The sequence below is a fragment of the Mariniblastus fucicola genome, from assembly GCF_008087665.1.
Lineage (GTDB): Bacteria > Planctomycetota > Planctomycetia > Pirellulales > Pirellulaceae > Mariniblastus > Mariniblastus fucicola.
The window spans coordinates 563,940-584,297 of sequence record NZ_CP042912.1 but is presented as its reverse complement, the minus strand read 5'-3'; the positions used below and the strand labels follow the sequence as shown (position 1 = coordinate 584,297).

Here is a 20,358-nt window from a genome sequence, read left to right as displayed (position 1 = left end):
GGGCTCGCGATCGTTATTCAGGGTTGGCAACGATCATACCCCCTGACCGCCCAAAAGGTTCGCCGAATCTGAAAACTGAGCCGGGCCTTGCGGGCGTTGCTTGCCCGTTAAAAGTCGCGTTGGCCGATTGAAAAAAAGGAGCAATTCTGGTAAAATCGTCAATTCGCTAACAGGATCCACAAACACCGTTTAACCACGGTTTTTACCGCACGAAACGTTTTCCTGCGAGTGCTCTAAACCACGAATTTCTGACCGAAAACGGGACTGGAATCCGCTGATCATCGCTTGTCTTTCAAGGCCACGATTTCAGCCACTATCCAGGAAATTTTTTCGTCGAAAATACGATTAACCACAAGGCTGTACTTTGTCTACTGACCTGCCCGAAAACGACGATAACGACAACGAAATTGATAACGGCGACAACGGTCTCGAGCGAGGCCTGACGGAATTGCCGATCGAGGACGAGCTCAAGAGTAGCTATCTGACGTATGCGATGAGCGTCATCGTTTCGCGTGCGTTGCCAGACGTTCGCGATGGTCTCAAGCCCTCGCAGCGCCGAATCCTGGTCGCGATGAACGACTTGAACCTGACGCCAGGAGCGGCGCGGGTCAAGTGTGCGAAGATTTCGGGTGACACCAGTGGTAATTATCACCCACACGGTGAAAGTATCGTTTATCCGACGCTCGTGCGCATGGCCCAGGAATGGAACATGCGTCACATTCTGGTCGACAAGCAGGGTAACTTTGGGTCGATCGCCGGACTTCCTCCTGCCGCGATGCGATATACCGAAGCTCGCATGTCGAGCTTCGCGTCGATGATGATGGAGGATCTGAAGCTCGACACGGTCGACTACACGCCGACGTACGATGAACGACGGATGGAGCCTACCGTTTTGCCGAGCAAGTTTCCGAACTTGCTGGTCAACGGATCGAGCGGGATCGCGGTCTCGATGGCGACTTCGATTCCTCCGCACAATTTGGGCGAAGTCTGCGACGCGTTGGCGATGGTTTTGGACAACCCGGAGTGTTCGATTCACGAAATCATGACGGTGCTGCCCGGACCGGACTTCCCAACCGGAGGCATCATCTGCGGTCGAGCTGGAATTCTCAAAGCCTACCACACCGGCCGTAGCTCGATTCCTGTCCGCGCCAAATGCGAGATTGAGGAATACAAAAAAGGCAATCGCACGCGACAGCGAATTACCGTTTCTGAGCTACCGTTTCAGCAGACGCGCGACAACGTCGTTGAAAAGATTGCCAACTTGGTGAAAACCGGTCGCGTCAAAGGCATCTCGGAGATCAAAGACCTCAGTGACTTGAAAGAACCGGTCAAGCTGTGGGTGGAAATCAAGTCGGATGCTGATCCGGAAGTCGTGCTGAATCAGCTCTATCAGTTTTCGCCGCTGCAGACTTCGTTCTCGATGAACTTCATGGCGTTGGTCGACGGGAAACCGCAAGAGCTGACGATCAAGGATTTCCTTCGCGAGTTCATTCGTCATCGTATCAACGTGATCCGTCGCCGGACAGAATTTTTGCTCAATCGTGCGCGGCGACAGAAGCACGTTTTGGAAGGCTTGCTGCTCGCATTGGCGGACATCGATCAGATCATCAAGATCATTCGCCAATCGAAAACTCAGGCGGAAGCCAAGAAAGGCTTGATGGGGATCGAGTGTCCGGCATCGATGCTCGAGCGGGCGCTTGGCGAACCGGGCTTCAAGGTCTTTCAGGATGAGCGCGGCGAATCGGACATCTATAACCTGACGGCAGTTCAGGCAGATGCGATTCTGAAAATGACGCTGGGCCAACTGGTGAATCTGGAGCAGGAAAAGCTTCAGGGTCAGCATGGCAAGTTGCTTGAGGAGATCACAGAATACCTTCGCATCCTTTCGGACGAAGCCAACATTCGCGCGATCATCAAGGACGACCTTCTGGAGATCCGCAACAAGTTCGCGGACGATCGTCGCACGTTGCTTTCGACGGAAGAGATCGGCAACATCGATCTTGAGGAGTTGATCGAAGAAGAGAACATGGTCGTTTCGATAAGCCATCGCGGCTACATCAAACGGACTCCTGTTAGCACTTACAAAATTCAGGGCCGCGGCGGCACGGGACTCAAGGGTGCCTCGACGGACGAAGAAGATCCAATCGAGCACGTGTTCGCGGCCAGCACGCATGACTACTTGCTGTTCTTTACAAGCAAGGGGCAAGTGCATTGGCTGAAGGTTCATCAACTGCCACAACTGTCTCGCGAGAGCCGCGGTCGCGCGATCGTGAATCTGATTTCGCTGGACAAAGACGAAACGGTCGCGGCGTGCCGGGCGATCCGTGACTTCACGGCAGAGAATCATTACTTGATGATGTGTACATCGAAGGGCTTGGTGAAAAAGACCGAGCTTTCGAAGTACGGTCGACCGCGAGCCGGCGGGATCATCGCGATCAAACTACGTGACGATGACAAGTTGATCGACGCGATTGTGACTCGCAAGGACGACGAAATCCTGCTGTGCACGACTGACGGCATGGCAATTCGATTCTCGGAATCTGACGCCCGTCCGATGGGTCGAAACACAAGCGGCGTGAAAGGCATTTCGCTGTCCGACGGCGATGAAGTGGTCGGCATGCGAGTCGCCGATCCAACGGCGACGTTGTTGACGACCTGTGCCAAGGGTTACGGAAAACGGACTCCGTTTGGTCCGAACATTGGCGACCTTACGGACGATGGCGACGAGGCCAGCAGCTCGGCTCGCTATCGCACGCAGAAGCGTGGCGGTAAAGGTTTGCGTGACATTAAAACAACTGAGCGCAACGGAAAAGTCATCGGCATTTCTTCGGTCAACGACGATGATGAGTTGTTGTTGATGACGGCCAAGGGCAAGATCCAGCGGATCAAATGTTCGGAGATCAGCACGATCGGCCGTAACACTCAGGGCGTTCGGATCATGCGACTCAAGGACGACGACACGCTGGCGACGATCGTGCGTGTGCCTCGCGACGAGCTTGAAAACGAAGATGGCGTTGTCGAAGGACAGGTCGTTGCCGGTGCGGATGCAGCCAGCCCAAGTGCTGAAACGGCCACGCCGGAAACTGACGCTCCGCAAGCGGATGTTCAAACCGACGAAAACCAGAACGACGATCCTCAGGCTGGCGAAGGTCAGACTGACAGCGAAGAATAGTCACGCGGTATGGCGACGGCTTCCGGCCGTCGCCTTTTTGGGTTTGGTTGCAAAAGACGGTAGCGTGCATCTTTCGCTGATCAACACGAATCCGAAGACGATGCAAACGATCGGGCTGACGATTGTTGGAGTTGATGCGTCAAAGGTCAGCGGACGTGCGCTGGCCGGAGCGTCAATGGATGCTCACAACAGGTTTGATGCCCCGGAAAAGGTGAGCCCTGTGCCGGCAAAGATCGAAGTCGCGGGAGAGCGGATTGGCATCACGCTTCCACCTGCGAGCGTGACAACGATTGAAGTGGAAAAGTAGTGGATCGCGATGAGCCTACTGCGGTTGAAACCGCGAACACGAATCAAAGCGTCGTTCACTGGGCAAGCCCATAAATCATTTGTCGGCTACATGCGATCGGTAGGACAACTCGCGATTCGCCCCCAGCGACCGGAATTATTGCCGAACAATCCCGACGTCCCGCTTTTCACCGGAAGTCAACGTTGGCAGTTTCGCAAGGAATTTGCGTTGACCACTCCTTTCGTAGATAAAAATGTCAAGCTTGAGACCGGGACATACTTCCTTGATGACAAAAGTGCCGTCGTCGTCCGTCATTACAAAGCCGACGTAACTGGCCGCGTAGATTTCCGTCCCAAAGTAAACGCGCCGGTTGCCTAAACCCTGATCGTTTTGGCCAACCAGTTTTCCCCTGATTTCACAAACACGTTTCAGATTCAGGTCAAATCGTTTTCCGAACATGTCGGCAACCAGGCCGACGGCGTGTTTCCGGTCGGAACTGAAGCAAACCAGTAGCGACTCGTTTTCGCGCATCTGAACTTCATAGCTGCCATCTTCATTGGAAGTTGCCGTCCAGCGATCGCCATGAAACTTTTTCGATGTCATCACGATCTCTGCGTTCTCCACTGGAACTCCGTCAACACGAACCCAACCTTTCAAGGTTGAAACGGCTCCAGTCTTCGTCGGGATTTCGATCGTGACCGGCTCACGATCAACGACGAAACTCGTACCGTAGTAGTCGCGGTCATTAGGACGTAGCGTGTAGATGCCAGGAGCCAACCACCCCTTTAGCTCACCCTCGTGTTTCTGAATTGACGGGATGAACGATATTGTGGGGACGTTTCGCCATGGACCATCCCTGCGATGCCTGACCGAGTCAAATCGCCAGTCCGGATCGAGTTCACAGTTCTGTCGATACTGCTCTCCAGTCATGGCGTTGCGAAACATTGCCGATCGATGGCTGGCAACCAGTTTCCCCGACGCCTCGTTGACCATGCGAACGGTAACAGGAACCGGATCAACCAATCGCACCACTAGGTCGTCCACAGGCTGATCAGGTTCAGGAACCGTCACCCGCACAAAATCGGAAACTCTCCGTTTGTCCGAAAAGTAGAAACCGTCTTCGCCAACGAAAATGACCAGCTCACCGCCAGCTTTGGCATTGAACCAAAACTTTCCTTCCTCGTCGGTAAAGCAACCATTGACCCCTTCATAATATTCGCGTCCGTCACAACGAACCTGGCAACCAGGGACGGGATTCCCGGCTTGATCAAGAAGTACACCCGAAATCCGGGTCATCTTTATCTTCTCCATTGTAATTCTTACTTCGGATTGGCCGGGCTCCCATGTTCCGTTTGAGCGATCATGATTCGCTTTGGAAGGCGAAATCGTAACCGGAGCTTTCTGCCAGCGAGGAAACCAGTCGATGGTCGCTCGCCCGGAGGCATCGGTTTTTCGTTGGATCAGATCGTTGACCAGGGAGAGATTGAACTGTGCCTGCTCACCATTCTCGAGGAGCCACGGTCTCACGATCGCATCTTCGACAGGTTCCCCGTTCTCATCGACCACCAAAGTAACGAATGGCGCAGGCGGCTCCAATATGAGTGTACGCGTTTCGTTCGCCAAAAATGGCTTTGGCAAAACATTTGGTTGGTTTCTTCGATCGTCGGGTTTTTCACAGGAAAGGTAGTCGACGCCATAGCCTTCTTTGTACGCGAAGACGTTGGAGATGCTCGATTCCACTGGAGCTCGGAAACTGTACATTCCCTCTTTGTCGGTGTTTCCCATAATTTGGAAACCAAATATTGGCCGACCAAACCCGATTGCAATCGTAGCGTTCGCAATGGAGCCGCGGCTGTTGTCGATCACTTTAACCGTGCGTTCGGCCAAAGGCACCAGCTTGACTTCGAACGATTCCGGCTTGTCCCGAACCACTTCGTTCATGGCGAAGATCGCGCCCAATTTACCGTCCGGTGACGTGACTTTCAGGGCAGAATATCGCTGCTGAAATGTGTCGCCAACAATGAACTTCGCCTCTCCCTTTTCGTCAGCAGTAAACTTACCCGCGGCCAACCTGCCTTCGTGAAATTCGGCTTTAGCATTCGGCAGTGGGTTGCTCGAAGCATCAATAAAGCGAACTTTGTACTTTCGAGAAGGGACTTTGCGAGGATTGAACTCGGGAATGTCGTTGGATGGGTCAACAACGACGACTGGATCGGGCGCAGTAACGCCAGAAACTTCAGCCATCGCATTCTCGGCTGATCCGTATGTGGTCGACTCGTTTTTGGTTGGCTCGGCTTTAGTCGTTTCAGTTTTTGCCACGATCGATTCCGCGTTCCCTGTTTCCTGCAGGGTCGGACTGGCGAACTGAGCAAAAGCAAAACTTGAGAAAAGCAACAAGAATGGGATCGCAATCGTCGCTGCGAGCAGCGGACGAATCCTGGTTCCGGGAACCCTTCCTTCCAACTCCAACACGCGACTCAATCGACTTTCCAGATCGCCTGCCGCCATCGCCAGAGACAGTGAACCTGGCTGGTTGTCAACAGCCTGTTCCGCCATCAAAAGCATGGTTTCCGCGTACTTGCGCCAGCGCCCTTCAAGTTTGACGGCGATGTCATCGCAGAGCATTTCACGCGTTACCGCCAACTTTCGCGAAATCACTCTGACCAGCGGATTCCACCAGTAGATGCAATGCGCCATTGACTGAACCAACAACGTCCAATGGTCCCGTCGTTTCACGTGTGCCAACTCATGAGTCAAGATCTGTCGCCGACTTTCTTCGTCAAACACTTTTGAAAAGTTTTCCGGAACGAGCAGCGAAGGTGAACGCAGGCCAACGATCACCGGCGATTTGACGGCAGGACAACAGATCAGACCGGGTACCCGCCGAAGCCCCAACCTGTTTGCGATCGTTTCGACTTCTTCAAGAAGGTTCGTTTCGACCGGCAACGTGAAATTGCTGGTCAGCTTTCGCAACTGGAATGCCTTCCAAAGGTAGCGGCCAATACATAGCACCGTGCCGAACAGCCAGACACCAATCAGCAACTGCGGCCAGGTTGGCACGAAATATTCTGGTTGGTGCAGCGGTTTAACAACGGCAGCCCGCGGCACAGAAACGGTTGACGATCGAAGGTCATCTGTTCCGGGTTCCATTCGCGATTGCTCAAATCCCGGGATGGCAAAATTTGTATCGGTGAATTCGAAAGTCGAATCTGAATATCCTGCAGGCGCTGGGACGTCGACGGGTTTTGCTTCAGACAGTTCTGTCGATGCAGGGATCGCATTCGGCAACAGCCCAATGTCCAGAACGTTTCCCACGACGAATGGAATCGGCACCAGCAGCGACAGCACCAACCCAACTCTCAGGGTTTCATGCCGCAGTGGGAGCGAGGTTAAAAGCTGTGCCGCAAACAGAGCAAACAACGCGATAGCGATCGAAGCAAATCCGGTGGCCAGCAGCAATGCTGTGATTGAGAGACTCATTTTCGTTATCCTTTCCTGTTGCTCTTACGTGACTTTCTTCGCCCGGTCGTTTTTTCTTCCAACGCCTGCCGCATACGACCCAGGTCCTTCTTCGACACGCGCTGTGATCCGAGGAAACTCAGCACAAAATCCGCAGGAGATCCATCGAAGAACTTGCCCACGAATTCGGACGCAAGCATTTCCCTTGTCTCCGTCTCGCTGATCGCAGCCTGATAGCGATAAACGCCATCCAGCCTGGCGCGTTTGAGCCATTTGCGTTTCTCAAGTCGGTCCACCAGGTTCAAAGTCGTCGTGCGACTCACTTCCCGGTGTTCGCAAACCTGTTGCCAGATTTCGGCAACCGTCATTGACTCTGAACTTTGCCAAAGGATTTGCAGAATTTCAAACTGTGGTCCTGTAATCGAACCCAGGGGCGATGTCATGGAATCCTCGGAAAATCGGACGCTCGGTCGACAGCGACGACACCTGTCGTCAGATTTAAGCTACCAAATGACGACACGTGTCGTCAAGCGTTTTTCATCGCAGAATTCTCTGCTGTCTTTTTTGGCCAATGGGCTACCGGCAAGAGGATTCATCGAGCCTTCGCGAATATCCACGGCCCCAACAGGAATTGATGAATGCAAAACTGAAGTGGCCCGAGAGCGGATTGACACCGCGAATCCGCGGGCAAGCGTAAACAGCGGCTACAGCAGGAAGCGGTAAGCGGTAAGCGGCAATTGGGAATACTGCGGGTGGAAGCCGCAGCCACGGAGATGCAAGCCGACAGTTGGAAGCCGACCCTACGACCAAACGGTCGATCAGGTGTTTAGCTGGCCTTTGATTGTCTTCTGGGTTTTGTCCCAGACTTCGACCAGCAATTCGAGATAGGCTTCCGGAGTCAGCAATGGACTGGTGTCGCTGGACTGAATCTCAAACAGCCAGCCTTTGTCGTATTTTTCCAGGTTGATCGCCGACGGATCATCCATCAACGCTTCATTGAATTCGGTGAGATGACCTGTTAGCGGACTGTACAGAGAGCTTTCAGCTTTCTTGCTTTCCACCGCACCGATCTCCGTACCGACTTCGACGGGGTGCGGTGCGTCGAAGGACCAATCCAGAAAGTAAACGTCTTGCAGCAGACGAACGGAATAGGCCGTGAAACCGAAGCGGAAGACATCGCCGTCACCGGGAAGAGCCCACATGTGATTCGACGCGTACATGCGATCCGTGGGAAAGCTCGCTTCGAACTCGCCCATCATGAAGATCAGATTGTCGGACGAGTCAGTCATACTTTTCGTATCGCGGCTTCCAAATCAGCACGTCGTCTTAGTGATCATCCGGCCGAGCAATTGCGTTGGTCAAGGCCAAAGATCACACACGCCATTCTGAGATTCTACGTGAAGACCCCCAGCTTGAGCACTCTACGTGTATCGAACGCCCTGATGTTCTTCTTCAAAGAACGGCGGCAGCAACGCATCGGCGTGCAGGAATCCTTTTCGCGAAAGCTCGATCCGTGAATCGTCGAAATCGAGCATACCATTGTCGCGATGCTCACCGAACTCCGCCGCCCATTTCTCAAGAATGTTCACGTCGAACTTGTCCTGAAAATATCCGACATCCAGATAGCCACGCTTCAGCTGCAAAATCATTTCCCGGATCAGCAACTGGTTTGCCGTTGGCTTGAACGCACGACCAAGCGGCAACTTGTTGTGCTCCATCAGATCCGACTGATACTGCTTCATATCGGCCTTGTTCTGATAGTGAATTCCGGAAACGTGTCCGAAACTCGCGATGCCCGTCGCCAACAGATCCGATCCAGCCCACAGGTTGTCGCGATAGCTGAAGTTGACTTTGTCGTTATCCTTCACCACCGTGTAAGCGCTGCTGATTTTATAGCCCGCAGCGAGAAATTCATCGTAGGCGTAGTCCAGCCACTCGCGTTTCAACTGCCAATCGGCAACCGGCGTCTCGATTTTGTTGCCAAGAATATCTTTGGAGTACACCGTGTTGTACGGCAGCTCCATTTGGTAAATCGTGACACTCTCTGGCGAAAACTTGATGGCTTCCGCAATGTTGTACTTCCAGTTCTCCCAAGTCTCGCCGACCATGCCGGAAATCAAATCGATGTTCACATTTGGGAAGTCCAGACTCTTGATCCAGTCCCAAGCCTTGTAGACTTCTTTTGAAAGGTGAGCTCGACCGTTTTCTTCGAGGACCGAGTCAGTGAAGTTTTCTACACCGAGGCTCAGACGTGTCACGCCAAGCTCTTTCAGTGTCTTCAGCTTCGATTCCTGAAGTGTGCCAGGCTCACACTCGAAAGTCACTTCTTCCGCGTGATCCCAATTGATGTTTTCGCGCAACCGATCGACCAGCGACGTCAATTGTCGCGAGCTCAGAAATGAAGGCGTTCCGCCACCGAAGTACACAAAACGGAACGGACGTCCGCCCATGACTTCCTGCTTGCTAACGAGTTCGATCTCGCGGCATAGTGCTGCGACATAAGCCTCGATCTCTTTGGCGTTCTGATCGGTAAAGACTTTGAAGTAGCAGAATTTGCAACGCTTGCGACAAAACGGAATGTGCAAATACAGCCCCAGCGGCGTGTCGGCCAACGGAGGCGACTGCAAAGCCGATTCAACCGTGGTCAGACTATCGGCGTTCCATTGTGAAAACGGCGGGTAGTTGGAGATGAAATAACTGCCAACTTCGGTTTTGGTCGATTCAGCCATTGAGAAGGTTCGGAGTTAGGGGATTGGATCCAGCAATATTGAACCGGCGCCAGCGCGGCAAGTTCCTGTACATCATACCTGATCCACCAATTGAGGCATGGATTTTACGGCCTGCGGGCGATATCCGGCCATTGAACCGAATGATAGATTCGGCGCTCAGCTATCGAATCAACTTCAAAGTCTCATTGGCGATCTGCTCCAGAGCGGTCGCATCGAAGGCTCCGCGTCCAAGCACTAGAATCCCGACCAACGCAGAAAACAGGGAGCGTGCTGTGGGGCGAGCTTCGACTGAGTTCGATATTTCGCCAAGCTCTATTCCGCGAGTGATTTGCTTTTCGCAGAAACCAACGACCTCGTCACAACCTTCGACGACTGCGTTTTGCACGTCGCTTTCGTGATGCGTAAAGTCGACGGCTGTGTTGATTAACATACAGCCCTTCTTGTCCGGATCTCTGAGCGCGCGTTCTAGCCAATAACTGAACAGCATTTCGATTGACTCAATCGGGCTTTCGATCGACTCCAACATCTTCAACTTTTTGGTTCTGTTTCCATCCCCGTACCTCAGCAACGCCTGAAGAAAAAGATCGTGCTTGCCATCAAAGGCATTGTAGAGACTACCGCGTTTGATTCCGGTTGCGGTAGTGAGATCGGTGATCGACGTCGCGGTGTAGCCTTTATTCCAGAAGACTTGCATCACCTGGTCGACAACTTCCGATTCGTTGAATGATTTTTCCCAAGGCATGAGGCGAACGTGGTTGAGTAGCCGGGAGCCACCTCAGTCCGCATTGAACAACACCAGTCATCGCAGCCACTGGAGTGTCGGCCAAAAAAGAATGAAGCGCATAAAATGAAGACGTTGATGATAACAACGTCTCCATGTATCCGCATCGCTAGTTGTCAAAATCCAAGCTTGCATACCGGACACCTTGGCCGGTATCCGGTACGGAAAATTCTACTTGGCAAAGAACTGCCTACTCCCGCTCAGGCTTGACGCCCGGGATCGGCTGATCTTCGCCGCCTTCGTATTTGGCTTCAGGAATGTTAGCCAATTTACCAGCCGCGAAGAAATCGATCGCTTCTACTGTGCTCTGCTGTTCCTGCTCATACTTCGTGGCTTCGAAAGAGGCCGCTTCGGTGATCATGTCGATGACTTTGCCTTCGATGATCATGTTGCGAAGCGAATCCATTTGACCCGAACGTTCCAAACGGGCTCGGACACGACGCGGCGAATCGTTTTGCTGAGCCGCGATGCGAGCAATCTCCATCGTGTAATCAGCTTCGGTTTCCTCAACCTTTTCGTCCTCAGCGATACGCTCGAGGATGAAGTGCTCACGAAGCATCGTTTCAGTTCGTTCGAGGATATTGCTGCGAATTCGGTTTTCGCGTTCGCGAATTTCCTGATCAGAGAACCCACTTCGACGCATCTCAATGCTGGCTCTTTCAAGCTCGCGGCCTGACTGACGACGAAGCAAATCCTGCGGCAATTCCCACGACGCTGATTCGGTAAGTGTTTTGCTAATCTGCTCGCGAACAACTTCGCGTTGGCGATACTCAAGACGGCTCTCAAGACCTTCCTTGATTCGCTTGCGAAGCTCTTCCATGTCCATGCCGGTTTTCTCTGCCAGCCCATCGACGCCATCGCCACCGCGACGCTTGACATCAAGAATTTCGAACTCGATTTCAAGTTCCTTGCCAGCCAGCTCGACGTTCTCAGAGAACTCGTTGACGGTGACTTTTGCGGTTCGCTTTTCATCGGCTTCAGCGCCGATCATCAGCTTGTCGAAGTCTTCGATCATCGCGTCAGCAAGCGAAAGCGTTGGCAGCACCTGAACGGAGATATCCGAAGCAGAAGAAATGTCTTCGCCATCAAGCCGAGTCGTGATGTTGACTTCGACGTAATCCTCAGCAGCGACTTTATCTTCAACAGGTTCCAGTGTTGAGAACTGAGCCGTCAGCTTTGCCAGTTCAGCATCGACATCGGCGTCAGTAAAGTCATACTCGGGACGCTCAATCTTGAGGCCTTTCCATTTTGGCAATTCGAAATCAGGGCGGACTTCGATGTTAAATTCGAACTTCAAGTCGCCATCATCAGGAACCGCAACCTGTTCGTAGTCGAGATCCGGTTCGCTGATCGCAGAGAAGACTTCGGACTCACTGATCTGGGTCAGGCTGTCCATCAGCAAGGCGCCTTTGACCTGGTCTGCCACCTGCTTGCGAAATTTCTTTTCAACGAGGTTGCGAGGAGCTTTGCCAACGCGGAACCCGGGAACTTCAGCTTTGGGGATGATCGAGTCGAATTGCTTTTGGTAGTACCGCTCGATGTCCGTGCGTGGAACGGTGACGGTTACGTGACGACCGCATGAGCTGGTTTCATTGATGTCGAGATTGAGATCCAGCTTTTGGGCTTCGTCTGTGGCTGGAATTTCTGTCGAAGTGTTCACTAGCGGTTTCCAAAAAGTTATCTTGTTACGGGAAACGGTCCCGGATTGTAGTTTTACAAGGCTCGTTTGAGGATGAGCCAAAGAAAAAATCATGCGAGAATCCGCATGATTTTGAGTTGCCCAAGGCAGTATTTGATAGCTTCCCACCGGAGCGATCCACTGGGTTCAGTCATTGGATGACTGATGCAAAAAAGAGCGGGTGATCGGATTCGAACCGACGACATTCACGTTGGCAACGTGACGCTCTAGCCACTGAGCTACACCCGCATGCTTTCCAAGTCGCACGATTATACGGCCACCACGAAGCCTTGCAAGGCAAAATGCTTCGTAGTTTTTGATGGACGGCTAACCTCGATTTATTCGGCGGTCCCGGACGTGAACTGAAGGCTAGTTCACGTTTTTTTTCGGCTGGGCAGGAGATTTCATTTTGCCTCGAACCAGAACGATATCAGAACCGTCTTACAGACGAGGTATCAAAGCTGAATGGCCCGGTAACGCGGATTTTGACGTCATTGCAGGGGCTTTGCGTGGGCCTTCAGGAAAAATTCCTACCAAGGAAGGTCACTTACTGGTATCATGACGCCCCCGTAACCGTCCGTCGCGATTTGGCGTCGGTTCGCTTATTGGCTCTCGAGAAAGGAATATCTATGCTGTCCGTAAAACTAGTTGTTGTTGGCGGTGACGCAAAAAGCAAGGAAGTCCAACTCAACCTCCCAACGGTGATTGGCCGCGGCCGCGAGGGCGTTTCGCTGACTTTACCCCATAAGCTTGTCAGCCGAAAACACACCGAACTGTTCGAGGATCAGGGTCAGCTTTTCGTTCGCGACCTCGGATCTCTCAACGGAACTTACGTCAATAACGAACGCATCTCGGATTCCCAGCCGCTGAAGCCGAATGAACTGCTGACGCTTGGCAATGTTACGTTTCGTGCCATCTATGATTCCGGTAGCATCGATCCGCCGCCAATGGCACCGAAGTTTCAGGAAGTCCAGTCGTCAGAAGACGTGCTGGACGAAGCACCCGAAGGCGAATCCGATACTGGAAAAAGCCTTCCAGAAGTCAACGCCGCAGATCTGGATGAGCTGGACGCATTGGATGATCTTGGCGTCGACATCGATTCAAGCGATATCTTTTCCGGCCCGGCGATCGAAGGTGCGACTCCCGAGAAATCGATCTCGATGAGTGCGATTGGCGGATTGCCGACCGGGAATAAAAACTCGGATTTTGACATGCATTTGGACGGTGTAGACCGCCCGGATCCCGTGAAACGGGTAGAAATCGAGCTCGACGCTCCCGCTAAATCGACTCAGCCGGAAGATTCAAAGCTGGGATCCTTCTTGAAAAAGTTGCCCCGATAGAACAGACTCATCGGGGTGAAAAAGAATAATGAAATAGACCGCGCGCTGATCCGAAGAATTCGATCCGGGGACTCCGACGCCTGGAACGACCTAATCGCACGCTATGAAGGGCGATTGTTGGCGTTCGTCGATAGCCGACTCTCGAACCGTTCAGCCAGCGAGGACATCGTCCAGGAGGCCTTCATCGGTTTCCTGAACAGTCTTCCGAACTACGACGGTTCCCGGCCTCTGGAAAGCTACCTGTTTTCAATTTGTGCTTACAAGCTGACGGACCATCTGCGCCGCGAAGGGCGCCGACCTGCAATTCCGCTGTCGACAGGTGCCGATTCCAGCAGCGGTCAGTGGCAACTTAAAGGCAACGCTCGACCGGCCAGCAGCATTGCTCGCAGCGTCGAACGCAAACGGCTCGAAGAGGACGCACTCGCTGAAGCCATTGGTGACATGATGGCGAAGTGGCAAAAGAACGGCGACTGGCTGAAGCTCAAATGCATGGAGTTGTTAATCGTTAAGGGCACGCCGAACAAATCGGCGGCTTCAATCTTGGGCATCACCGAACAGCAAGTCGCGAACTACAAGTTCGACTTCCTCAGCCGACTCCGGACGCTGATCAAACGGAAGGGCTTGTCCCAGGAAGTCTTTCCAGAACTTTACGAAGAGTAAAGCAACTGTCATAGACCGCCTGTTTAGACAGGCACAGTCTGTTTCAGACAGACTCTGGCAGGATACTCTCTGTTCAACGTTGCCCCGCCTGTGATGTCTGTTCCTGTCTTGTCTGTTCAAAACAGGTTTCAGGCGGAACTGAATCGCCGAGTCTGAGACAGCGAGTCTGAGACAGACTCGCCTACTTCAGGCTCAACTACTTGCCGGCACCAAGTCGATCGGGCAAATGCACGGTTCGACCATTCTCGTCCATGCAGTCGATCTCAAAGAATTCCGGAAACACGGTCTCACTACCGTTGATGCGAATTTCCATCGAACCTCGGCCTTCAAGTTCTGACAATTCGCGGCGTTTCTGATTGTTCAAATACGACGCAACATCTGCATGAACTTTGATCACAACCGTGGAACAGTTTTTCTGCTCCGACGCGACCAGCATCATGCGAATGACATCCAAAGCCACGCTCTCGGCTGTCTTCACGTTGCCGCGACCGTTGCAACACGGGCACTCCTGATAGAGAGATCGTTTGAAACCTGGCTTGATCCGCTGACGCGTCATTTCGACCAGACCAAACGGAGACGTGCGCAGAATCTTGGTTCTCGCGCGGTCACGCTTCATCGCATCCCGCAACGCCCGTTCAACTCCACGACGATGTTTTTCTCGACGCATGTCGATAAAGTCGTTCACGATTACACCACCAAGATCGCGGAGCCGCAGCTGGCGGGCAATTTCACGCGCCGCTGACATGTTCAGCCGATAGGCCGTTTCTTCAGCAGAGTCATCGGTCCGGAAACTTCCGCTGTTGACGTCGATCGCCACCAGTGCTTCAGTTTGATCGATCACAATCGAACCACCGTCAGGAAGTGGGACTTCGCGAGAGTGAATCTTGGCGATCTCCTTTTCCATTTTGAAGTGGTAGAACATTGGGTCCTTACCCTTGTACAGCTCCAGCTTGTTGGACATCCGCGGCATGACCAGCTTGAGGAAATCCTTGGCTCGCTGGTACGCATCCGGGCAGTCGATAATGACCGAATCAATGTCGCCGTTGAGCGTATCACGAATCGTGCGAATCATCATATCGCTCTCTTCGTAGATATCCGTCGGAGCCGGTACATTCTGGATTCGATTGACAATTGATTTCCACAGCCTCAGCAGATACGCGAGGTCACGGGACAGCTCTTTCGTGCTTCGCCCCATTCCGGCAGTCCGGACGATGAACCCAAGCCCCTTTGGCGGATCCAGATCGTAGAGACAATCCTTGAGCCGACGACGTTCGTCTTCGTCTTCAATCTTCCGTGACACACCGACGCGACCCAAGGCCGGCATCAGCACGAGGTAACGGCCAGGAATGCTGATATAGGTTGAAAGCGTTGGGCCTTTGTTGCCGATGCCTTCCTTGATGACCTGCACCAGAACCTCGTCTCCGCGCTGAAACAGTTCCTGAATCGGAGGCTTCACACGCGGTCGAAAACCACCGTGTGTCGGTGGACGAGAGCGGCCGTTTCGCTGTTGAGCGGCACGATCGGCTTTTTCTTTCCGCATCATTTCATCGGGATCGTAGCCGCCCTGACGAAAGTAGCTGGGCTCGACATCGCTAATGTGCAGAAAGCCGTTGCGTCCCACGCCAAAGTCGACAAACACCGCCTGGATGCTTGGTTCGAGGTTGACGATCTTGCCTTTGTAGACGTTTCCGACGTAGTTATCCTGACTGGCTCGTTCTACGTAGAGCTCTTCAAGTCTTTGGTTTTCAACGATCGCAATGCGGCATTCTTCAGATTGAAGCGCATTGATTAGCATTTCTTTTTTCATGGTAGAGGTGCTTTCTTTTCGGTTTGGCGATCAAAGCCTGGGCCGAACATTGTTGGGTGGAGGTCGACCGGAACGAGCATGAAAAGCTCAGCTCACATGGCAGGCGCAGCGATAACCGCGAACCAGAATGGCTTTCGAAATCTTCGAACAGCACGAGCATCGGCGGACCCTGTGGGTCGGAATACCGAGCCAATTCAATTCAGCACTTTGGCGACATCAGGCCTGAGTTTCGGACGCTTCGCCCGGTTTCTCTGGCGTAGGAAATCCGGAGACAACCAGTTGCTCCAGCATTTCGACAGCAGCGAGGGCATCTTCGCCCACGGCCTCGAGAAGAATTTCCGTTCCCTGAGCTGCACCGAGTGTCAAAATATCCAGCACGCTTTTGCCGTTGATTCGAACGTCGTCTTTGATCAGTTCGATTTGGCTGTCAAACTTCGAAGCGGTTTCAGCAAACAGATACGCAGGCCTCATGTGGAGACCTTGCGGATTTTGAATGGTGACCTTCGCGGAAGCCGAAGTACTACTGGACATTGGAGATTGGATCGGTGAACCGTTAGTTAGGAAACAAATTGATTGTCGTCAGCTTCAGTAAGAATCTGCTGGACGTCATCGGCAGTTTTGGACTGCTTGAGGAACCGGCAGAACGTTTCGTCGTGAAGCTTTTTGGTAATGTTCTCAAGTGCCTTAAGATGCTCGCTCTGTTGATCTGGAGGAGAGATCAGCATGAAGAAAAGCTGAACCGGCTCTCCATCGAGACTCTTGAAATCGACGCCTTCGGAGCTGACTCCGACCGTTCCAACGGGACTGCTCACGCTGGCGTGCTTGGTGTGAGGAACCGCGATGCCTCGGCCGATGCCGGTGGTTCCCAGTTCTTCACGTTTAAGAATGGCCTGAATAATTTCGTCTTTGTCGCTGGCCTTCAGACCGCCAGAGGAAACGAGTCCTCCGACAAGCTCGCGGATGACAGCTTCCTTGTCGGTCGCTTCCATGGTCGCGTTGATTGCCTTGTCATGAATAAAATCGGAAAATTTCATTGTGTCTTGTCCTTGGTTTGTATCACGAAACGAAATTTCCGATGCCTGCCCCTGGTCGGTTCGCACCAAGACGAACCAAAATAGACTCAACAACAATGGGAAGGTTGTGTCTCATCAGGGCAGCCGGCACCAACATATGGGTTGGCAGCGTCAGCACATTGCTGACGCTATCCGGACTGGCTATCGATCAATGCCGTTCGCGATGTTCTGTAATTTTCTCTTTGTGTTTTCGTAGCTGTTGTTCCATCTTGGCGATGGTTGTATCCAAAGCCGAAATAACATTCGCCCCGCAATCCGAAGCAAAGAAATCGCTTGCTCCTTCTGCCGACAAAATAATTTCAACTTTGGGCTCATCGTGTTTCAGGTCAGCGATCACCTGGATGGCTGTTGTGCGTTCAAAAAATCGAGGCAGCTTGGAGACTTTTGATTCGATCGTCTCTTTGACTGCGTCGGTCAATTCACCGTCTCTGGCGTTTACTTTTACTTCCACAACTCACCTGAAATTTTGCACACGTGTCTGGTTAGAAGCCGGAACGAATTCCCACCTCGGCGGTACGGGTGCACCACCGAAGAATTGTAGCCTTTTAAAATAGGGCAGACAAACGCAAATCCCGGTTTGCGGGTTTTGCCGAGCCAGAATTGCCGTCAAACGGGAAATTATGAAGGCTAACCAAACTTTTGTGCCTACTGGACTTCTCCCGCAGCCACTTTTTCATAGATTTCGAACGAGTAATCGTGGGAGTTTTTCTCATCGGCCGAATGCCGATTTGATTCAAGGACTTTCCAACGACTGAAATCGATTCCTGGCATCACGGTATCGCCCTCGATCTGGGCGTGGACCCGAGTCAGATAAATTCGAGTCACCTGCGGCAGCGCCAGGCGATAAATCTCCGCCCCGCCGACGACAAAAGGTGACGGATCCTCGGTGGCAGACAGGGCTGCGTCGAGGCTGTTGACGACGATGGCACCCTCCACGTGGAAGTCTTCCTGACGCGTGACAATGACGGTGGTCCGGCCTGGCAGCAGTCGCTGAATCGAATCCCAGGTCTTGCGGCCCATGATGATGGTGCTGCCCATGGTGATTTGTTTGAAGTTCTTCAAGTCCGCTGATAGCCGCCATGGCATGTCTCCATTTTTGCCAATGATTCCGTTTTCAGCCGCAGCGACAATCATGGAGACAGTTTTTTTGCTCATCAGTATTTTTTCTATTAAAGACACTCTCTGAGAGTTGCCAATGGCGGGCCAAAGTTTCAGGACAGCTTTGACATTTCACGTGATTGTGGCTTCCTGCCGCAGCGTTGACCGCTAACTGGATTCTTCAGCACTACTTCCGCACAGCATCGAGCGCGTTCACAGGCTGGAAGCCTACGCCACCTCAAACAGCAACCTTGCCTTTGATCGTCGGATGCGGACCGTAGTCCACGATTTCGATGTCTTCAAACTTGAAGTCGAAAATTGAATCAACGTCGGGATTGAGCCTCAACGTCGGCAACGCCTTCGGCTCGCGGCTCAACTGCAATGCGACTTGCTCCATGTGGTTGCTGTAAATGTGAGCGTCACCAAAGGTGTGCACGAAATCGCCAACGTCAAGCCCCGTCACCTGGGCAACCATCTGCAACAGCAACGCATAAGACGCGATGTTGAAGGGCACGCCCAGAAACGCATCGGCACTTCGTTGATACAGCTGACAGCTGAGCTTTCCCTCCGCAACGTAAAATTGAAACAGCAGATGGCAGGGAGGAAGTTTCATCTTTGGAACTTCGGCGACGTTCCAGGCACTGACGATCAATCGCCGCGAATCAGGAGTCGTTTTGATTTGCTCGATGACCTGGGAAATCTGGTCGATCGTTTCTCCACCGGCGCCTTGCCACGATCGCCACTGCGAACCGTAGACCGGACCGAGGTCTCCGTTTTCGTCCGCCCACTCGTCCCAAATTCGAACTTTGTTTTCTTGCAGATAGGCAATATTGGTTTCACCCTTCAGGAACCACAACAGTTCATGGATGATGCTGCGCAGGTGTAGCTTCTTGGTGGTCACCAGCGGAAAGCCATCGGAGAGATCGAATCGCATTTGATGGCCAAATACGCTTCGCGTTCCGGTTCCCGTCCGGTCGCTTTTGTCGACGCCGTTGTCGAGGATGTGCTGGAGAAAACTGAGGTATTGTTTCATGGCAGTTTTTGTAGTTCGTCCCAGCCCAATCCGCAAGTCATCAAGAGTGGCTCAGGCGTTCCATGGTGGCATAGGCAGACGCGCTGAACGGCGCGAACTTGTCAGCGAAACCCGGCTCTCCCATTAAGGCCAACGCTCCAAACAAATACTGCGGCTGGAAGCCACAGCCACGCACAACCGCTGGGGCGGGGAGCGACAGCAACGTGAAGTGCAAGGCTCTGGCGTTTTACCGATTCCCTGTTAGCATCGCCGACCCGAAACCTTTTGGCGAACCGTTGTGACCGATTCCGATTCCAATTCGACTTCATCCCGGTTCTGGGCGGACTTCAATCTGTTTTCCGTTGCCGTACTGTGGGGAATCAACGCGCCGGTTATGAAATACGGCGTTTCGGAGATCGATCCCTATTTCTTCAACGCAATCCGTCTGACGGTGTCCGGTTTCGCGCTTTGGTTGTGCCTGTTTTTCGAGAACCGTTGGAATCGCCACAAACCAGCCCGCGAAAATCACCGCCACCTGGTTTGGTGGGTTGTCGGTTTCGCGATGCTCTCGGGAGCCGTCTATCAGATCACTTTTCTGGCAGGCATCTACCGCACGACGGCTGGCAACACGGCGTTGATCATGTCGTCCTGCCCGATGTGGACGGCGCTATTGGCGGTGCTGGTCACGAAAGACCGGCTTTCGCGAGTCGCCTGGCAAGGCCTGACTTTGACGTTAGTGGGGACGATCCTGGTGATCGCTCAAAAAAGCGAGTTCAGTGCCTCGGCGGCGACGCTGGCTGGAAACCTGATCGTGCTGGCCGCAGCCCTCGCGTGGTCGATCGCGGCCGTCGTCAGCAAGCCGTTACTGAAACACATATCAGCGATCCGCCTGGCGTTCTTTTCGGTCGTGTTGACGCTGCCGATTCACTGGCTACTTGCAGTGCTCGGCACGCACATCGACTGGTCAGCAGCATTTGAGCCGTGGACGATGGCGGCAATTCTGTACTCCGGATTCTTCTCAACCGGAGTCGCCTACGCGATGTGGAATTTCGGAGTGCAGAAACTCGGCGCCCCGCACGCTTCGATCTATCAAAATGTGATCCCACTGGTCGCGGTGATTGGAGCCTGGTGGATGATCGGAGAGATTCCGTTGACGCTACAGTTGTGGGGCGGAGCTTTGATTATCGCCGGGCTGGTCGTGATGCGACGCAGTCGAAACCACCCAATGCCACCAAAACCGTAAACGTTGCACCGAAGGCTCAG

17 protein-coding genes and 1 tRNA gene are annotated in these 20,358 nt (G+C 53.1%); 5 read left to right on the top strand and 13 right to left on the bottom strand.

The window, feature by feature from the left end; genetic code table 11:
• Positions 1–364: 364 nt before the first annotated feature.
• Complete coding sequence (gene gyrA, locus MFFC18_RS02175) at positions 365–3,172, top strand: DNA gyrase subunit A (RefSeq protein ID WP_084417154.1); 2,808 nt, start codon at positions 365–367, stop codon at positions 3,170–3,172.
• A complete protein-coding gene (locus MFFC18_RS02170) occupies positions 3,102–3,479 on the top strand; it encodes an alpha-L-arabinofuranosidase C-terminal domain-containing protein (RefSeq protein ID WP_075084785.1) in 378 nt (125 codons plus the stop codon). Before gyrA ends, MFFC18_RS02170 begins: the two co-directional genes overlap by 71 nt.
• 135 nt (positions 3,480–3,614) lie before the next feature.
• Here the strand turns inward: MFFC18_RS02170 and MFFC18_RS02165 are convergent, their stop codons facing one another.
• The 7 genes from MFFC18_RS02165 to MFFC18_RS02135 form a co-directional block, all read right to left on the bottom strand.
• A complete protein-coding gene (locus tag MFFC18_RS02165; protein WP_084417155.1) occupies positions 3,615–6,938 on the bottom strand; it encodes a M56 family metallopeptidase in 3,324 nt (1,107 codons plus the stop codon).
• 5 nt (positions 6,939–6,943) lie between these two features.
• Positions 6,944–7,360 carry a BlaI/MecI/CopY family transcriptional regulator gene (locus tag MFFC18_RS02160; RefSeq protein ID WP_075084787.1) on the bottom strand — a complete coding sequence of 139 codons (417 nt, stop codon included), beginning with the start codon at positions 7,358–7,360 and terminating at the stop codon, positions 6,944–6,946.
• A gap of 375 nt (positions 7,361–7,735) precedes the next feature.
• Complete coding sequence (locus tag MFFC18_RS02155; RefSeq protein WP_075084788.1) at positions 7,736–8,206, bottom strand: glycine cleavage system protein H; 471 nt, start codon at positions 8,204–8,206, stop codon at positions 7,736–7,738.
• Between the two features lie 132 nt (positions 8,207–8,338).
• Complete coding sequence (locus tag MFFC18_RS02150) at positions 8,339–9,646, bottom strand: coproporphyrinogen-III oxidase family protein (RefSeq protein WP_075084789.1); 1,308 nt, start codon at positions 9,644–9,646, stop codon at positions 8,339–8,341.
• A gap of 160 nt (positions 9,647–9,806) precedes the next feature.
• Positions 9,807–10,388, bottom strand: a complete 582-nt coding sequence (locus MFFC18_RS02145) for a TetR/AcrR family transcriptional regulator (protein ID WP_075084790.1) — start codon at positions 10,386–10,388, stop codon at positions 9,807–9,809.
• 229 nt (positions 10,389–10,617) lie between these two features.
• On the bottom strand, positions 10,618–12,087 hold the full coding sequence (gene tig / locus MFFC18_RS02140) for a trigger factor (RefSeq protein WP_075084791.1): 1,470 nt from the start codon (positions 12,085–12,087) through the stop codon (positions 10,618–10,620).
• A gap of 194 nt (positions 12,088–12,281) precedes the next feature.
• Positions 12,282–12,354: transfer RNA gene (locus MFFC18_RS02135), tRNA-Gly, on the bottom strand.
• A 380-nt stretch (positions 12,355–12,734) separates the two neighbouring features.
• On the opposite strand from MFFC18_RS02135, the gene MFFC18_RS02130 reads away from it, so the two are divergent.
• Both MFFC18_RS02130 and MFFC18_RS02125 read left to right on the top strand, forming a co-directional pair.
• A complete protein-coding gene (locus MFFC18_RS02130; RefSeq protein WP_075084792.1) occupies positions 12,735–13,445 on the top strand; it encodes an FHA domain-containing protein in 711 nt (236 codons plus the stop codon).
• A gap of 15 nt (positions 13,446–13,460) precedes the next feature.
• Positions 13,461–14,105 (top strand): RNA polymerase sigma factor, encoded by a 645-nt coding sequence (locus tag MFFC18_RS02125; RefSeq protein ID WP_087149656.1) that lies wholly within the window; start codon positions 13,461–13,463, stop codon positions 14,103–14,105.
• Between the two features lie 196 nt (positions 14,106–14,301).
• Here MFFC18_RS02125 and MFFC18_RS02120 read toward each other — a convergent pair whose 3' ends face one another.
• The 6 genes from MFFC18_RS02120 to MFFC18_RS02095 form a co-directional block, all read right to left on the bottom strand.
• Positions 14,302–15,912, bottom strand: coding sequence for an Rne/Rng family ribonuclease (locus MFFC18_RS02120; RefSeq protein ID WP_075084794.1), 1,611 nt, complete (start codon positions 15,910–15,912; stop codon positions 14,302–14,304).
• A gap of 216 nt (positions 15,913–16,128) precedes the next feature.
• Complete coding sequence (locus MFFC18_RS02115) at positions 16,129–16,443, bottom strand: HPr family phosphocarrier protein (RefSeq protein WP_075084796.1); 315 nt, start codon at positions 16,441–16,443, stop codon at positions 16,129–16,131.
• Between the two features lie 26 nt (positions 16,444–16,469).
• Complete coding sequence (locus MFFC18_RS02110; RefSeq protein WP_075084931.1) at positions 16,470–16,946, bottom strand: PTS sugar transporter subunit IIA; 477 nt, start codon at positions 16,944–16,946, stop codon at positions 16,470–16,472.
• 187 nt (positions 16,947–17,133) lie between these two features.
• Positions 17,134–17,436: a ribosome hibernation-promoting factor, HPF/YfiA family gene (hpf, locus tag MFFC18_RS02105; protein ID WP_075084797.1), complete on the bottom strand. Its 303-nt coding sequence runs from the start codon at positions 17,434–17,436 to the stop codon at positions 17,134–17,136.
• Positions 17,437–17,630: 194 nt separating this feature from the next.
• The gene (locus MFFC18_RS02100; protein ID WP_075084798.1) at positions 17,631–18,140 is read right to left on the bottom strand and encodes a dihydrofolate reductase; all 510 of its coding nucleotides are present in this window, start codon (positions 18,138–18,140) and stop codon (positions 17,631–17,633) included.
• A 181-nt stretch (positions 18,141–18,321) separates the two neighbouring features.
• Positions 18,322–19,116, bottom strand: coding sequence for a thymidylate synthase (locus MFFC18_RS02095; protein WP_075084799.1), 795 nt, complete (start codon positions 19,114–19,116; stop codon positions 18,322–18,324).
• A gap of 277 nt (positions 19,117–19,393) precedes the next feature.
• Here MFFC18_RS02095 and MFFC18_RS02090 point away from each other — a divergent pair, with 277 nt between their 5' ends.
• Entirely contained in the window at positions 19,394–20,338 is a 945-nt protein-coding gene (locus MFFC18_RS02090; protein ID WP_075084800.1) for a DMT family transporter, read from the top strand.
• The last annotated feature ends 20 nt before the right edge of the window (positions 20,339–20,358 follow it).

Coding starts and splice junctions, on each gene's coding strand:
- MFFC18_RS02170 (WP_075084785.1), top strand. CDS start 3,102: ATGTTCAAACCGACGAAAACCAGAACGACGATCCTCAGGCTGGCGAAG.
- MFFC18_RS02165 (WP_084417155.1), bottom strand. CDS start 6,938: ATGAGTCTCTCAATCACAGCATTGCTGCTGGCCACCGGATTTGCTTCG.
- MFFC18_RS02160 (WP_075084787.1), bottom strand. CDS start 7,360: ATGACATCGCCCCTGGGTTCGATTACAGGACCACAGTTTGAAATTCTG.
- MFFC18_RS02155 (WP_075084788.1), bottom strand. CDS start 8,206: ATGACTGACTCGTCCGACAATCTGATCTTCATGATGGGCGAGTTCGAA.
- MFFC18_RS02150 (WP_075084789.1), bottom strand. CDS start 9,646: ATGGCTGAATCGACCAAAACCGAAGTTGGCAGTTATTTCATCTCCAAC.
- MFFC18_RS02145 (WP_075084790.1), bottom strand. CDS start 10,388: ATGCCTTGGGAAAAATCATTCAACGAATCGGAAGTTGTCGACCAGGTG.
- MFFC18_RS02130 (WP_075084792.1), top strand. CDS start 12,735: ATGCTGTCCGTAAAACTAGTTGTTGTTGGCGGTGACGCAAAAAGCAAG.
- MFFC18_RS02120 (WP_075084794.1), bottom strand. CDS start 15,912: ATGAAAAAAGAAATGCTAATCAATGCGCTTCAATCTGAAGAATGCCGC.
- MFFC18_RS02115 (WP_075084796.1), bottom strand. CDS start 16,443: ATGTCCAGTAGTACTTCGGCTTCCGCGAAGGTCACCATTCAAAATCCG.
- MFFC18_RS02110 (WP_075084931.1), bottom strand. CDS start 16,946: ATGAAATTTTCCGATTTTATTCATGACAAGGCAATCAACGCGACCATG.
- MFFC18_RS02100 (WP_075084798.1), bottom strand. CDS start 18,140: ATGAGCAAAAAAACTGTCTCCATGATTGTCGCTGCGGCTGAAAACGGA.
- MFFC18_RS02095 (WP_075084799.1), bottom strand. CDS start 19,116: ATGAAACAATACCTCAGTTTTCTCCAGCACATCCTCGACAACGGCGTC.